General features: G+C 42.0%; 16 protein-coding genes. 14 read left to right on the top strand and 2 right to left on the bottom strand.

Annotated features, from left to right (window positions below):
* Positions 1–14 precede the first annotated feature (14 nt).
* From MKX40_RS17735 to MKX40_RS17715, 5 genes are all read left to right on the top strand, one after another.
* Positions 15–572 carry an SMI1/KNR4 family protein gene (locus MKX40_RS17735; RefSeq protein ID WP_339234556.1) on the top strand — a complete coding sequence of 186 codons (558 nt, stop codon included), beginning with the start codon at positions 15–17 and terminating at the stop codon, positions 570–572.
* Positions 573–748: 176 nt separating this feature from the next.
* Positions 749–943: a hypothetical protein gene (locus MKX40_RS17730; RefSeq protein WP_339234554.1), complete on the top strand. Its 195-nt coding sequence runs from the start codon at positions 749–751 to the stop codon at positions 941–943.
* Positions 944–954: 11 nt separating this feature from the next.
* A complete protein-coding gene (locus tag MKX40_RS17725; RefSeq protein ID WP_339234553.1) occupies positions 955–1239 on the top strand; it encodes a hypothetical protein in 285 nt (94 codons plus the stop codon).
* A 13-nt stretch (positions 1240–1252) separates the two neighbouring features.
* On the top strand, positions 1253–1573 hold the full coding sequence (locus MKX40_RS17720; RefSeq protein ID WP_339234551.1) for a YolD-like family protein: 321 nt from the start codon (positions 1253–1255) through the stop codon (positions 1571–1573).
* A gap of 951 nt (positions 1574–2524) precedes the next feature.
* Positions 2525–3826 (top strand): aldehyde dehydrogenase, encoded by a 1302-nt coding sequence (locus MKX40_RS17715; RefSeq protein WP_339234548.1) that lies wholly within the window; start codon positions 2525–2527, stop codon positions 3824–3826.
* Between the two features lie 107 nt (positions 3827–3933).
* Here MKX40_RS17715 and lexA read toward each other — a convergent pair whose 3' ends face one another.
* Entirely contained in the window at positions 3934–4560 is a 627-nt protein-coding gene (lexA, locus tag MKX40_RS17710) for a transcriptional repressor LexA (protein ID WP_017688034.1), read from the bottom strand.
* 296 nt (positions 4561–4856) lie between these two features.
* Between lexA and MKX40_RS17705 the strand changes: the two genes are divergently transcribed.
* From MKX40_RS17705 to MKX40_RS17670, 8 genes are all read left to right on the top strand, one after another.
* On the top strand, positions 4857–5234 hold the full coding sequence (locus MKX40_RS17705; RefSeq protein WP_339234545.1) for a LysM peptidoglycan-binding domain-containing protein: 378 nt from the start codon (positions 4857–4859) through the stop codon (positions 5232–5234).
* 94 nt (positions 5235–5328) lie between these two features.
* Positions 5329–5538: a DUF896 domain-containing protein gene (locus MKX40_RS17700; protein WP_339234543.1), complete on the top strand. Its 210-nt coding sequence runs from the start codon at positions 5329–5331 to the stop codon at positions 5536–5538.
* A gap of 125 nt (positions 5539–5663) precedes the next feature.
* Complete coding sequence (locus MKX40_RS17695) at positions 5664–6173, top strand: hypothetical protein (protein ID WP_339234540.1); 510 nt, start codon at positions 5664–5666, stop codon at positions 6171–6173.
* Between the two features lie 28 nt (positions 6174–6201).
* Positions 6202–6993 (top strand): HAD family hydrolase, encoded by a 792-nt coding sequence (locus tag MKX40_RS17690; RefSeq protein WP_339234538.1) that lies wholly within the window; start codon positions 6202–6204, stop codon positions 6991–6993.
* A gap of 563 nt (positions 6994–7556) precedes the next feature.
* Positions 7557–8519, top strand: a complete 963-nt coding sequence (locus MKX40_RS17685; RefSeq protein ID WP_339234536.1) for an ABC transporter permease subunit — start codon at positions 7557–7559, stop codon at positions 8517–8519.
* A 12-nt stretch (positions 8520–8531) separates the two neighbouring features.
* On the top strand, positions 8532–9404 hold the full coding sequence (locus tag MKX40_RS17680) for a carbohydrate ABC transporter permease (RefSeq protein WP_036613592.1): 873 nt from the start codon (positions 8532–8534) through the stop codon (positions 9402–9404).
* A 97-nt stretch (positions 9405–9501) separates the two neighbouring features.
* The gene (locus MKX40_RS17675) at positions 9502–11136 is read left to right on the top strand and encodes an extracellular solute-binding protein (RefSeq protein ID WP_339234533.1); all 1635 of its coding nucleotides are present in this window, start codon (positions 9502–9504) and stop codon (positions 11134–11136) included.
* A gap of 102 nt (positions 11137–11238) precedes the next feature.
* Positions 11239–11913 carry a GntR family transcriptional regulator gene (locus MKX40_RS17670; RefSeq protein WP_339234531.1) on the top strand — a complete coding sequence of 225 codons (675 nt, stop codon included), beginning with the start codon at positions 11239–11241 and terminating at the stop codon, positions 11911–11913.
* A 96-nt stretch (positions 11914–12009) separates the two neighbouring features.
* Here the strand turns inward: MKX40_RS17670 and MKX40_RS17665 are convergent, their stop codons facing one another.
* Positions 12010–12555, bottom strand: a complete 546-nt coding sequence (locus MKX40_RS17665) for an acireductone dioxygenase (protein WP_339234528.1) — start codon at positions 12553–12555, stop codon at positions 12010–12012.
* A 180-nt stretch (positions 12556–12735) separates the two neighbouring features.
* Between MKX40_RS17665 and metH the strand changes: the two genes are divergently transcribed.
* The gene (metH, locus tag MKX40_RS17660; protein WP_339234526.1) at positions 12736–16176 is read left to right on the top strand and encodes a methionine synthase; all 3441 of its coding nucleotides are present in this window, start codon (positions 12736–12738) and stop codon (positions 16174–16176) included.
* Positions 16177–16223: the final 47 nt, after the last annotated feature.

Genomic DNA, 16223 nt, shown 5'->3' with positions numbered 1-16223 from the left:
AGGAGAGTATGAATATGACTAATTCTGGAGTCAGTCAGTTTCTTAAGATTCTGATTTCACAAGTGGAAAATGAAAATTCTTTAAATGTGCTTCGAGGAGATGGAGAGCTCTATAAGGCGAAATTTGTTTTTCATAAGCCTGCTCTTCAAAATGATATCCATGCGCTTGAAAACAAACATCAAATAAAGCTGCCACAAGATATTATTGAGTTTCTTAAAATAAGTAATGGTGCTTCATTGTTTGATACTGGCGATGGTGAATCGCTGGTTGTATATAGCGTAAAGGAAATGGATGAAGAAGCCGATTTTTATTCTCCAGATATTGCTCCAGGATTATTCCCCTTGATTAAATATGCGGGAGGCACGATATTTTTTGCTTCTCAGAAGGATAAAAGAAATTTGTTCTTAGGATCATCTGGATCAGATTTTGATTATTTGGGTCTCACCTTTGCTGAATTATTAGAATACTTTATACGAAGCAATGGGAATTATTTTTGGGAGTGGACTCCTTTGCTCGCATGTAGGACTCTTGATGAAGAAGAAGTTAAGTTTAAAGATTGGCTTGAATTATAACAAAAAGGTTCACCAGCATTTATTTGCTAGTGAACCTTTTTATTTGTATTTTGTGAATTTGGTATAAAGGAGCCCGGTCTCTGGACTGGGTATTTTTTTCTGTTGAATAACGAACATACATTCGCATATAATAAAAATACAAACAAATGTTCTATTAAATTGGGGGGGGGATGAACATGCCAGTGAAATACTTGGGTTGGTTGGTTGAAATTATCTATGAGGATCAAAGTGGAAAGATTACCAAACGACGTATCCAAGTCAAGAGCATACGGTCGGGAATGATTAAAGCTGATGATCTATTGTCGGGACAGCCACGTACGTTTAGGGAATCTGGTTTACTGGCATGCCGTCCAATAATAACAACAGCTTAAGGGGACTTAAAATGTTGACGGATTTTCAACGCAAGGTACTGAGGATCTTGTACAACTACAAAGGTGGACGGCGGAGATTTCCCACGATCCACGAACTGACTGTCAAAACGGGTAAGTATAAGCCAGACGTAATGGCTGCTCTGGACGCTCTTGTGGTTGCGGAATACATACATTGGGAAGATAAGTCTGACACGGCCAACATAGTGATACTGGAAGGGTGGGAACGTGAGGGAGAACGTCCTAAGGTAGACCACACACCACCTTCTGGGAACATTGACTATTGGACTCAATATTAAGGGGGAGCTTGTCATGCGTAGCAGACTGAAGTATAACGGGTTGTATGATACATCCAGAATGATTATGCCTGGACATAGAGAGGCATGGTTGGCTCAGTGTGAGCAACAGAAGAGACGTGGTAAGCCGGAACTGGACGATCAGGAAATGCAACGGATCAGTGAAGTACTTGTTGACTCTTATAATAGAAGTAGTAATGTTGAATTGATATTATTTAACCCTTTCTTCGAAGAGCCGATATCAGGAGTAGCTGTGGGATTAAACTCAGCACGGTGTGAAATAAAGATGATGTTGGAGGATTGGGTTTCTTTAGCCGAAATTGTCTCTGTTAATTAATGAGATTGTATCGCTTTAGAATTGCGAGCTTATACTTTATAATATCTGTATAAGCATATTATTTTAATTAGGAGATTTTTGATTAACCAGCGTCATATGTCAGAGTAGTAATACAATCAAAGTGGATATTTGAAACGTGTTTCTTCATTATAATAAGAAAAAAAGGGCGCCCACAAAAGCGCCCACAAAATGCCCACAAAAGTCTGAATAATTATGATTAGTTTTGAAAAGCTGATCACTGATAATACTTGTTTTAAGCCGATTTCCGATGGTGGATGATTCACTTTGAAAGCATGGAACATAAATAGAACACAAGTCCACCAATGGGAACGCGATCAATATATCACTTTGTACTAATAGCTCAATCCCTTGGCGCTCTAGCGCTGAGGGGTTTTTCTTTTTGTGGGCAAATCCCTAAACATTTAAAGAAAAATCAAAGTGCCCCCAAAATGCCCCCAATTGTCCCCTAAAGCATTCTTGGTCATCCACATAGCATTTCTGTGTTTGTCTGTAACCAAGGCTTACATATAACTAACAAAATACATACTTTCACCGATAGATAATCCTAAAAACTCTCTTATCATTAATGAAAGGAGAGTTTTTTATATATGGTTAATAAACCTCTCAATTTAATGAATTGTATCACTTCATAATTGTTGTAGCGAAAAACCATTATTATTTATCTAGTAATCTATGAAAAAAAACTGAAATTAGGACTCTTTCTAAAGTGCATTAAATTGTGGGCAGCAAAAGTTTAAATCAAGCTTCCTGTAAATTCTGATAGTCATGAAACAAAAGGGACTTTTAACTCTGTTCTATTAAATTCCTGCCAAATTTCAGAAAGTTTCAAATTAAAGTTTCAATATTATGTTGATAGTTTCATATAGAAGAGGTATACTTTAATTGAATTTTGAGCAATTTAATTTTAAATAATTAATTGGAGATGTTAATATGGATCAGGCAAAACAATTGGTGACAGAACAACGTACATTTTTTTATACAGGACAAACTAAAAATATTGAGTATCGGATTAATGCACTTCAACAGCTTAGAAAAGGAATCGAAAAGTATCAGCAACGGATTCAAGATGCACTTCGGGCGGATCTGAACAAATCCGAGGCCGAAGCTTACGGTTCCGAGATTCGCATTGTTCTGGGTGAATTGGATTTTGCATTAGAACATCTGGAGGAATGGGCTGCGCCAAAACAAGTCCCAACCAATTCAGCTATGCCGGATGGGGTGAGCACCATTTACCCTGAACCATACGGAGTGGCTCTTATTATTGCACCTTGGAACTATCCTTTCCAACTGGCGTTTGGTCCACTGATTGGAGCAATTGCAGCCGGTAACTGTGCAGTTATCAAGCCTTCTGAATTAACACCAGCCGTATCTCGTCTGACGTATGATCTTATTCAGGAGATCTTTCCTCAAAAGTATATTGCCGTTATGGAAGGGGAAGTCGAAGCCAGCACAGCATTGTTGAAAGAGAAGTTTGATTATATTTTCTTCACAGGCAGTACGGGTGTTGGTCGCATTGTTATGAGGGCAGCTGCGGAGCACCTGACTCCTGTAACTCTTGAATTAGGCGGTAAGAGTCCTGCTATTGTCCATAGTGACGCAGATCTGAAGCTGGTAGCTCAGCGTATTGTTCGTGGTAAGTTCCTGAATGCAGGGCAAACATGTGTTGCTCCGGATTACTTGCTTGTGCATGAACAAGTTCATGATGAATTGATTAATCTGATTGGCGCAGAGGTCAAAGATAAATTTGGGGATGATGTGTTACAGAATGCTGATTTCCCGCATATTGTCAACGCGCGTAACTTTGATCGGTTGTCGAAATTTCTTACAGATGGCAAAACGCTGATAGGTGGACGGTCTGTGCGTGAGCAGTTGCTGATTGAGCCGACTGTACTTGGAGATGTGAACTGGGATTCACCTGTCATGCAAGAAGAGATCTTTGGTCCGATTCTTCCCATATTTACGTACAGCGACCTGAATCCCGTGCTGGATGAGATTGTTCGCCGGCCAAAACCATTGGCACTATATCTCTTCACACAGGATGAGCAACTACAGGATCAGGTGCTGAATCAAGTTTCCTTCGGTGGGGGATGTATTAATGACACGCTTTCTCATATGACTTCGCATTATCTTCCGTTTGGTGGTGTAGGAGAGAGTGGTATGGGCTCATATCACGGACAACAGAGCTTTGATGTGTTCTCGCATCACAAGAGTGTTCTGAAACGCAGTGAATAATTAGCAGATAAAACAATATAAACATAAAAAGAGGTTGTCCTGTTCATCAGGGCAACCTCTTTTTGTATTCAGTGTATTGCATCTAGTTTTGTTACTCAGGTTAGTTATTAATGAATATCTCGGAAAAGGCCAATGACTTTACCCAGAATACTAACGTGTTTCAAACGTAAAGGCTCGAAGGTCGCATTCTCCGGTTGAAGGCGAATATGATCTTTCTCTTTATAGAACGTTTTCACTGTAGCTTCATCGTCTTCAGTCATTGCCACTACGATATCACCGTTATCAGCAGTTTGCTGTTGACGGACAATAACGTAATCTCCGTTAACGATTCCTGCTTCCACCATACTATCTCCGACTACCGAAAGCATAAACACTTTCTGTTCACCTACATAATGTGTAGGAAGAGGGAAGTAGTCTTCAATGTTCTCGGTTGCAGTAATTGGAACTCCGGCTGTAACCTTACCAACGACAGGAATACGTGCAACGCTATGAGCAAATTGATGAGAATGCTCAGATTCTTCCTGGCTCAAAAGCTCAATGGCTCTTGGCTTGGTAGGGTCGCGTCGGATCAAACCTTTTTTCTCCAGGCGATCCAAATGTCCATGTACTGTTGAGCTGGAAGCCAGTCCAACAGCTTCACCAATTTCCCGTACGGAAGGAGGATACCCCTTCAACCGGACTTCATTTCGTATAAATTCCAGAATTGCCTGCTGCCTGCTGGATATCTTCGACATACCGTATCAACCCCATTTTAGTAACGTTTGGGAAAATTATAACATAGAACCTCCGTTCGTACAAACATAAGTTCTAAATAAAATGGCATATAATCAGTGTTTTTTAACTTATAAAACAGAATTTGTTCAAAAGTGAGAGCAAAATACTGCAAATGCTTCGCAGAAGGGTTTGAATTAAGATATTTCTCCTTCAAAAAATAAGCGAACAATTGTTCTAAAAATCTATTGAACAAAACAAGTGTTCGTGTTATATTGATTTCAATAGATAGGAACAAACGTTTGGAGGCGGGTATTTAATGAGATATTCAACTTATCAAAGTATTTATGAACCGATGAATTCGGAACTGGTGAAGTCTAACATAGGGAACTACAAGAAGGTTTTAGCGCGTTTCAAGATTTCTTCATGGATATTAAAGGTAGCCATCACTTCTTTGATTATATTTATTGGATGTAGCACTGTATTAACGGTATTTGCTGGCAATGAGAATGATGTTCTGCCTGGAGGAAAGATAGCCGTTTCACAAGGGGAAACATTATGGAGTATTTCTTTGGAACATAAACCGACTAATATGGATACACGTATATATATAGAAGCAATTAAGAAAGTGAATCAACTTCAAGCGACTTCGATCCAAGTGGGACAAGTACTAACTCTACCGCAATTCGCAGAATAAAAGCACATCAATGAGAGTTAACGCGTGTCAGCTTGACAAGCAGCCTTTATCATGGCAAAGTTAATATGACTTTGTATTTTTGGAGGGGACAAGCTTGGATATAGATAGTCTGGTAGCACGTATTAACGAATTGGCTCGTAAGCAAAAGTCCACTGGATTGTCGGCGGAAGAACTTGCTGAACGTGCCGAGCTAAGAGAGATTTATTTGAGTAATATTCGCAGCAATTTCAGACAACAACTGGATACCATTGAGATTGTTGATGATGAGAATGACAAAGGCCACCAAGGCAAACTCAAACACTAACGAAACCTAATGATATCATTATGATATTTAGGTTTCTTCCTGTTATTCTGAGTATGCAATTTATAGGGGGAAATGTTGGTTTACAGTTATGTAAGCCGATACAAAGACACATAAGGGGGATTCTCATGTCGCGTTCGTTCGAGAGAACGGTTAAGAAAAATTCCAAGCAGTTAAATCAGCAACGCAAAAAAAGTGGTCAGCCCATCACAGGTACACCAGGTGAAGAAGTCTTTAAGGGACGTAGCCTTTTGTTCCCTATATTTTTGATCGGTCTCGCCTTTTTGTATCTGTTTATGAGCACGTTCCTTGTGCAAGCTCCGATGACAACCTGGGACTGGGTGACGATGCTGCTTTACGTATTTTTGGCAGTCATCTTCATGCTTCGTCGTCCATACATCAAGATCAGCAGTAATCGGATTATAACGACAAAGGGTAATCGTGAACGTTCAATCGGGGTTGAAGATATTGTCAAATTCAGAATTGAACCAGGCACAGTTGTTATCGAACATAAAAGTCGCGGGAAAAGATGGGTGTTCACCAAGTTATTGAATCGTTACGATACAGATGCGATTGCAGAACGTTTGCTGAAGTTTGCAAAAGCACACCAGATCACCGTGGAAACGATCGATAAGTAATTATTGCATAAAGGGGTAGATGATCGGAATGGCGTTAAAAGCGATTTTGTTCGACCTGGATGATACTTTATTGTGGGATGAGCGCAGTGTTCGAGAAGCATTTCATGAGACTTGTCTAATTGCAGCACAAGAGACTGGGGTCAAACCGGAGGAACTTGAAGAAGCTGTTCGTAACGAGGCACGTGCACTGTATGAATCTTATGAGACCTTTCCTTTTACCAAAATGATTGGAATCAATCCGTTTGAAGGCCTTTGGGCCAACTTTACTGGTGGGGATCAAGCTGAGTTCCGTCAGTTGGAACAACTTGCTCCAGCTTATCGTAAAGAATCCTGGCGTCGTGGCTTGTTGAAGTTGGGTATAGATCGGGAAGATCTTGCTGAACAACTGGCCGTGCAGTTTGGAGTAGAACGTAGATCCAGACCTCATGTGTACGAAGAAACGATGGATACTTTGCGTCAATTACAAGGGAAATACAAACTTTTGCTGTTAACGAACGGTTGTCCTGCTTTGCAACAAGAGAAGTTGGATGGTGTACCTGAATTGACTCCTTTCTTTGATGAGATTGTTATCTCGGGTAACTTTGGAAAAGGAAAACCAGATCCGTCCATATTCGAGCATGCTTTGAGTAAACTGGGTGTTAAACCCGAAGAGAGCATGATGGTTGGGGACAAGTTGACGACGGATATTCGTGGTGCTCTATCAGCAGGCATCCAAGCCGTATGGATTAACCGTGAGCATAAGACCAACAATGAAACGTATGCGCCTGACCATGAAATTACGCATTTATCCGAATTAGATCAACTTATTGCTAAGTTCTGAGCAAATCAGCCATAACATCTTTCCTCAGCACTATGAAACATTGGAAGCTTCAATGAACGATGATATCGTTCTTGAAGTTACCAATGTTTTTTTAATTTGAGTAAATTAACTAAGTTGCCTTGTTAAATGAGATTTCCATTTATTTTGCTAAAAGTTATTGAAATTAGGGGGGAGCTGGATTAAAATATAACTAACATACTAGTATGACTAGTATTTAGATTATTCTGAGCAATTTCTTTTGACTTAATTCATTTGAATTCATTTGAATGGAAGCGAGGGTTGTTGCTAATTATTTCTTATTTGTTGTAAGCGCTTTATACACTTCGAAGACCTTCTTTCGATTTGGAGATCACACCAATTATTAAGTGCTAATGCATGATGTGAAGCACCTTGGATTGAGTGATTTTACATAAAATATCAAAATGATATCGCTTACATTGGGCTGTACTCTATTTCGTGGTGGGGGTGAAATTGAAGGATTGGTTGTTTTCTACCAAAGAAGCGATGGGAATTGCTCATGAAATAGTTTATATCTATCAAGTCCTGGATTGGAGTGAAAACACATGGAGTCGGAAACCGCTAAAACAACGTTAACCATGACATCTTTACGTAAAGAAAGCAGATTACGAACGGCAGCAACTTTGTTCCGCAAAGACTGGCAGTTGTATTCACTATTAATCCTTCCCATCATCTATCTCCTTATTTTTAAATATGGGCCGATGATCGGAAATGTAATTGCGTTCAGACGCTTTGTTCCCGGAGGAAGTATATTTGGAGAAACGTGGGTTGGGTTAAGATACTTCAAAATGTTCATTGAGGACCCTACCTTCTGGAGAGTATTTGGTAACACGCTGATGTTGGGCGGACTCGGTTTGCTCTTTACATTCCCGGTTCCAATCATTTTTGCCTTGATGCTTAACGAAGTGAAGAGTAAACGATTCAAAAAGTTTGTTCAAACCGCGTCATATCTGCCTCATTTTCTGTCCATCGTTATCGTGGCGGGTATGATCCTGCAACTGACAGCAGTGAATGGTTCCATTAATGGACTGGTAGCTTTCTTCACTGGAGACAATATTCCTTTTATGCAGCGGGCGGAGTGGTTTCGAACAATCTATATCACTTCTGAGGTATGGCAGGGTATGGGTTGGGGAGCAATTCTGTATCTGGCTGCACTGACAACCATAGATGATTCTCTGTATGAAGCTGCACGTATCGATGGTGCCAATCGGTGGAAGCAAACGATTCATGTAACGATACCAGGGATCTTGCCAACGATTGTGACATTATTGATTTTGAACATGGGTAATTTCCTTGCTGTTGGATTCGAAAAAATCTTACTCTTGTACAATCCGCTAATCTACGAGACATCTGATGTCATCTCGACTTACCTGTATCGGGTCGGACTGGAATCCAGTAACTTCAGTTATGCTACCGCAATTGGCTTGTTCGAATCGCTGATCGGTCTGATTCTGGTGTTCTCCGTAAATGCGATCTCACGCAGACTGACACAAAGAAGCTTATGGTAAAGGAGGAGCATCATGCAGGAATCCAGATCTTACAAGGTATTTAAAGTATTCAATGTTATCTTTCTGCTGTTCGTGGTATTTATAACGCTCTATCCATTCTTAAATGTCGTGGCTCAATCCTTCAGTAGTGAGTCGTATATTAATTCGGGAAAAGTTAGTCTATTCCCAAGAGGGTTCAATGTGGAGACGTACAAGACGATCTCACGTGACAGCATGTTCTGGACGAATTATAAAAATACGATTATCTACACCGTGGTAGGTACATTAATCTCCATGTTCATGACGACTATTTTCGCATATGCCCTGTCCAAAAAGAGATTAATGGGTCGCAAGTTTCTGACCATGTTCGCCGTATTCACCATGTTCTTCAGTGGTGGATTGATTCCAAACTATGTGTTGATTAATTCCCTTGGGTTCAACAACACCATGTGGGCACTTGTTGTTCCTGGCGCAATTAGCATATACAACATGCTGATCATGAAATCATTTTTTGAAAATATGCCTGAAGAACTGGAGGAAGCTGCCTCGATTGACGGTTTGAACACTTACGGAATCTTGTTACGCATTATTTTGCCACTAAGTAAAGCAGTTATGGCAACCATGGTGCTGTTCTACGCAGTGGGCCATTGGAATTCCTGGTTCCCAGCCTTTCTGTATTTGGACAAAAAAGAACTGTTCCCGGTCACCATTTATCTGCGCAATATGATTGCAGGAGCGACAAGTGGGGCGTCTGCCGGTGCAACCTCAGCGGATAACCTGACACAGATTGCTGCCAATATTAAATCAGTAACGATGGTATTAACCATTCTGCCGATACTCACCATCTATCCATTTGTCCAAAGATACTTTGTAACCGGAATCATGTTAGGGTCTGTCAAACAGTAAAAAGCAGCAGCTAGAGTAATTCACATGATTAATTTTTAGATGTTGTTTAAAGTTAAAGGCAAAGTCAACCTAAACCAAATTCAGGGGGATAACCTAAATGAATCAAAAGCCACGTAAGTTTGTTGGTAAAATGGTGTTGGCAACAATGATGACCTTCGTTCTGGCAGCATGTAGCAGCGATACTGGAGCTGGAGGCGACGTCACGGAAGTTCAAACCAAGGCAGCGATGGAAACGTACAATGTTGGGGATACATTCAAGGCGACCGAGCCATTTAATCTATCCATACTATACAGTGATCATCCTATTTATCCTTATAAAAAAGACTGGTTACTTTTCGATAAAATTACCGAACTGACGGGTGTTACGCTTGAGCCAACGATTGTTCCCATGAGTGACTACTCTCAGAAGAGATCCCTTCTAATTAGTTCAGGCGATGCACCGCTGATTATTCCCAAAACCTATCCTGGTGAAGAATCTGCATTTGTATCTTCCGGTGCGGTCTTGCCCATTAGTGATTACATTGATTTGATGCCGAACTTCAAGGATAAAGTGGAAAAATGGGGTTTGGAGGATGAACTGGAAGGACTTCGGCAAGAAGATGGAAAGTACTATGTGCTCCCGGGTCTGCATGAAGAAGTATGGCCGGATTATACATTACTGGTAAGAACAGATGTTTTTGAAGAAAATAACATCGCCATCCCGACGACATGGGACGAATTGTATGATGCAGCCAAAAAGCTGAAAGAAATCTACCCGGATTCCATTCCATTTTCGGATGGATTTAAATTCAATAGTACATTGAACATCGCTGCTACCGGTTTTGGTACCAAGGCTGGATGGGGTTTTGGTAATGGATTGACATATAAAGAAGATCAGGATGAATTCGTATACTCGGCTACAACACCAGAATACAAAGAGCTGTTGACCTACTTTAACAAGTTGGTATCTGAAGGATTGCTGGACAAAGAAAGTTTTACACAGGATGACGATCAGGCAATACAGAAATTTGTATCCGGCAAATCTTTTATGATTAACGGCAATTCCCAAACGCTGGTGCTGCACCGAAATGATATGAACAAAACGTTGGGAGAGGGCAAATTCTCAGTTGAGAAGATTACAGTTCCTGGTGGACCAAAAGGCCAATTAATGTCAGGCTCCAGACTTGAAAACGGTGTCATGATCTCTGGGAAAATTCAAAAAAGCGAAAATTTCAAAGCCATTATGCAATTTATTGATTGGTTATACTACAGTGATGAGGGTCAAGAGTTTGCCAAATGGGGTGTTGAAGGCGAAACATTTACCAAAGAGGGCGGAACACGTAAATTGGTTGAAGACGTTAACTATAATGGTTTGAATCCAAAAGGAACGAAGGATCTGCGTATTGACTTTGGCTTCTCGGGTGGTGTATTTGCCTACGGAGGTACAACAGATCTGCTGCAATCGATGTTTAGTGAAGAAGAGTTGAAATTCCAGCAAGACATGAAGGATACCAAAGAAGTGATCCCGGCTGAACCACCGATTCCATACTCTTCTGAGGACCGTGAACGGGTGACACTTCTGAGTACTCCACTGAAAGATTACTCAGACCAAAATACACTTAAATTTATCTTGGGTGAGCGAAACTTGTCTGAATTCGACACTTTTGTTAAAGAACTTGACAGTCAGGGTCTATCCAATTATCTGAAGCTGGCAAATGACACGTACAAAGCCTACAAAGAAAATAAGCAATAACATAGTTGATGTTGGCCAAATTACCGTTTCACACCGATATTTAAGTGGAACGGTAATTTGTGCTAATATGAATGAATACGGCTGAGAGAAAGAGGTCAAGGCATGTCAATTAATCAAAAAATCAGAGGCTCGACCCGGGCATATTCATATAATTTGTTAAAGGAACGAATTCTGCATCTGGAACTTAAGCCGGGTACCAAGATTTCAGAGAAAGAGATTGCAGATGAATTGCAAGTGAGCAGAACCCCCGTGCGAGAAGCATTCATGAAGCTTGCAGAAGAAGAACTGCTGGACATTATTCCCCAGAGTGGAACGATCGTCTCTCATATTAATCTGGAGCATGTGGAAGAAGGCAGGTTTACGAGGGAAAAGATGGAGAAGGAAATCGTGACTTTGGCATGTGTTTCTTTTCCTGAAGAATTCCGATTTCGACTTGAAACCAACATTGCGATGCAGGAAGTTTGTATAGGAAAAAACAATTTCTATCGTCTTTTTGAGCTGGATGAAGAGTTTCATCAGATTTTGTTCCAGGGCACGGGTAAGCTAAGAACATGGAAAATGTTGCAACAACTGAATATTCCGTTTAATCGGTTGCGTTTGTTACGTCTAGCGGAGGACTCCAACCTGGAGGTTATTATCTCCCAACACAAAGATATATATCGGCTTATCACAGAGCGTAAAACAGAACAGGCTGTTCAGGTGATGGAAGCTCATCTCAGACTGGTTGTGATTGAACAAGAATCGATAAAAGCGAAATACCCGCATTATTTTATATAATGCACGGATGATGTATAATACTCTCCATATGCATATGCGAAAACCCCTGTTCAATTGAACAGGGGTTTTGGTTAAGCAAGTTATAACACGAGAGTGTCAGGCGTTCTTGATAAATGTAGGATCAGGGTATGGATCTGCAATCCAGCCATCTTTTTCGATGAACAGACGTACAGCGATAATTTGTTTGTTCTCCATTAAGGTGAAGAAGTGCGGTGTATTCTCGGGTACAGAAATGACGTCTCCAGGAGACAGTTCTACATTAAAGTAACCTACATCATCAGTAGCTTTGATAACAAAGATTCCTTTACCAGCGACAATCGCACGGATCTCATCTTCAGCGTGGGTGTGGATCTCTTCGAAATTGGCCAGCTTTTCTTCGATATCTGGTGTTTGCTCGGACAGTGTGATCACATCCCAGATTTGGTACCCGCGACGTGCAGCCAAATCTCTGATCTCATAGTCGTAAGTTTCCAAAACTTCGGTTTTCTGTTCATCCGTTAATCCAAAGTTATTTTGCAGATCAGTGTTCAGTTTGGATGCGTCCCACTTCTCATATAATACTTCGTATTTGTTTAAGAAATTTCGAACATTTTCGTCACCAGTGATGCGTTCGTTCGTATTTCGGATAACAATTTCAGCCATGTTCTTTCCCTCTTTTCCACTTGGTTTAATTGAATTATATCGGATACCTCTGTTTTTGTCGATTCTCAAATTCCGTTCATAATTCGTGTAAACCCGCCATCTTTCGCGAGAAAACCCGATCTTTCACATTAAGTTAGTTTCTGTTAAACTAAGATTTAACGTTTTGCGGGGGTGAAGATATTGGATAAGATTAGTCTACACGATGCATTAAAACAACGAATATTAATCCTCGACGGTGCGATGGGGACCATGATTCAACAAGTTGATCTGACTGGCGAAGATTTTGGCGGCGAAGATCTGGATGGATGTAATGAAATGTTAGTGCTTACTCGTCCAGAGCTGATCCAGCGCATTCATGAAGAATATCTGGAGGCTGGCGCCGATTTAATTGAAACCAATACATTTGGTGCGACATCGGTCGTGCTTGCTGAATACGATATTCAGGATCGGGCACGCGAAATCAACCTGGAAGCAGCCAGAATTGCGAAAGCTGCGGTTGATCGTTTCTCTACACCGGAATCTCCACGTTATGTGGTAGGTGCGATGGGACCAACAACCAAAACACTGTCTGTAACTGGGGGAGTAACGTTCCAAGAACTTATCGACAGTTATTTGGAGCAAGCGCTTGCTTTAATAGAGGGAGGCGTTGATGCGCTACTGCTTGAAACCTCACAGGATACCCTCAATGTAAAAGCAGGTAGCATCGGAATTCAGCAGGCCTTCGAACAGAGCGGTGTTACACTGCCCCTGATGATCTCAGGAACGATCGAACCGATGGGAACGACCCTTGCGGGCCAGAACATCGAATCCTTTTATATATCCTTAGAACACCTTAACCCAATTTCGGTAGGACTAAACTGCGCTACGGGTCCGGAATTCATGCGTGATCACATTCGTTCGCTTTCCGGAATGGCATCGGTTGCGGTTAGTTGTTACCCGAACGCGGGTCTCCCGGATGAGAACGGTAATTATCATGAGTCACCAGACTCACTCGCTCAGAAGATAGGTGCATTTGCGGAACAGGGCTGGTTGAATATCGCTGGTGGATGTTGCGGGACAACCCCTGCACATATTCGGGCTATGCGTGATACGCTTGCCCAGTACCCCCCAAGAGAAATGAACGGAACACATCCACCGGCATTGTCTGGTATAGAACCAATCTATATCGAACAGGACAATCGTCCCTACATGGTCGGTGAACGTACGAATGTGCTGGGATCACGGAAATTCAAACGACTCATTGTCGAAGGAAAATATGAAGAAGCTTCGGAAATTGCCCGTGCTCAAGTGAAAAATGGAGCGCACATTGTCGATGTGTGTGTACAAGATCCAGACCGTGAAGAGTCAGAAGATATGGTGAAGTTCCTTGAATTGGTTGTGAAAAAAGTAAAGGTTCCTCTCATGATCGATACGACAGATGCTTCAGTCATTGATTTGGCTCTTCAGTACTCGCAAGGTAAAGCGATAATTAACTCCATTAACCTTGAGGATGGCGAAGAGAAATTTGAGCTGATCACGCCGTTGCTTCATAAATATGGTGGTGCGGTTGTTGTCGGAACGATTGATGAGCGGGGTCAGGCGATTAGTCGGGAAGACAAGCTCGACGTAGCCAAGCGTTCTTATGATCTGCTGGTGAACAAATATGGACTCAAACCAGAAGACCTTATTTTCGATACATTGGTGTTCCCGGTAGGTACGGGAGATGAACAGTACATCGGTTCAGCCAAAGAAACCATTGAAGGTATAAGAGTGATCAAAGAAGCGATGCCTGAATGTCATACGATACTTGGGATCAGTAACATTTCATTCGGACTGCCTGAGGCAGGCCGTGAAGTGCTGAACTCTGTATTTTTGTATGAATGTACCAAAGCAGGTCTCGATTATGCCATCGTGAACACAGAGAAACTGGAGCGTTATGCATCCATTCCTGAAGAAGAACGCAGGCTCTCGGAAGAGCTTTTATATAACACGAATGATGATACACTGGCGGCATTCGTAGCGGCATTCCGTAACAAGAAGGTGGAGAAGAAGGAAAAAATCTCGAACCTTTCATTAGAAGAGCGTCTCGCTTCATATGTTGTTGAAGGAAGCAAAGAAGGATTACTGCCAGATCTCGAACAGGCACTTGCCAAATACACAGCACTTCAAGTGATTAATGGTCCACTTATGCGGGGGATGGAGGAAGTAGGTCGTCTCTTTAACAACAATGAGTTGATTGTAGCCGAGGTGTTGCAGAGTGCGGAGGTTATGAAGGCTTCTGTAGCATATCTGGAGCAATTCATGGAGAAGAACGAGACTTCGGTTAAAGGTAAGATCATTCTGGCCACGGTTAAGGGTGATGTGCATGACATCGGGAAGAACCTGGTAGAGATCATCCTGTCCAACAACGGTTACCAGATCATTAATTTGGGTATAAAAGTACCACCAGAACGTATTATCGAGGCTTACCGAGAAGAGAAAGTCGATGCAATCGGCCTCTCGGGGTTATTGGTAAAATCGGCCCAGCAGATGATTCTTACCGCTCAGGATTTGCGAACAGCAGGGATTGATGTACCTATTATGGTTGGCGGAGCGGCGCTAACTCGTAAATTCACTAAAAACCGTATCCGACCTGAGTATGATGGAATGGTTGTATATGCCAAAGACGCGATGGATGGTCTGGATCTGGCGAACAAATTGATGAATCCCGTTACACGTGAAGCCATGCAATTGGAGATGGATGCGGAGAAAGAAGCGGATGCTTCAGGTGCTGTAGCTGCTCAGGCCCTTCCAGAGCTTACACGAGTGGAGCGTTCGGATATTGCTGTAGATCATCCGGTTCTTGTACCGCCGGATCTGGAGCGACATACGATGCGCAACTATCCGTTATCACATATTCTGCCATACGTGAACATGCAGATGCTGCTTGGACACCATTTAGGGTTGCGCGGTTCAGTTGAACAACTGCTTGCTTCAGGTGACAAAAAGGCTACCGACCTGAAAGCAGTGGTGGATGATATCATGCAAGAGGCTGTTCGTGACGGGATTATACAGGCGCATGCCATGTATCGTTTCTTCCCGGCTCAGTCCAGTGGTAACAGCATCATTATCTATGATCCAAAGGACACGAGCAATATTTTGCATACATTTACATTCCCACGTCAAAAGGTCGAGCCATTCCTGTGCCTGTCCGACTTCCTGAAACCTGTTGAATCCGGTCAAATGGATTACGTTGGCTTTATGGTTGTTACTGCCGGACACGGTGTGCGTGAACTATCCACGGCGTGGAAAGATCAAGGGGATTATCTTCGCTCGCATGCTCTTCAATCCGTAGCGCTCGAAGTAGCAGAGGGATTAGCTGAGCGTGTGCATCATATGATGAGAGATATCTGGGGATTCCCAGATTCTGCGCAGATGACGATGAAGCAACGACACGGTGCGCGTTATCAGGGGATCAGGGTATCCTTTGGATATCCGGCTTGTCCGGATTTGGAAGACCAAGGACCGCTGTTCAAGTTGTTACAGCCTGAGGATATCGGTGTGGAATTGACGGAAGGTTTCATGATGGAACCTGAAGCATCCGTATCAGCGATGGTATTCAGCCATCCGCAAGCCAAGTATTTTAACGTAGAAAAGGCATAAATCAGTTGAGTGTCAGGCAAAGCCCTCCGCATTGTCGGAGGTTTTTT

The organism is Paenibacillus sp. FSL R5-0517, assembly GCF_037974355.1.
Classification (GTDB): domain Bacteria; phylum Bacillota; class Bacilli; order Paenibacillales; family Paenibacillaceae; genus Paenibacillus.
This window is presented reverse-complemented; position numbering and strand designations above follow the sequence as displayed.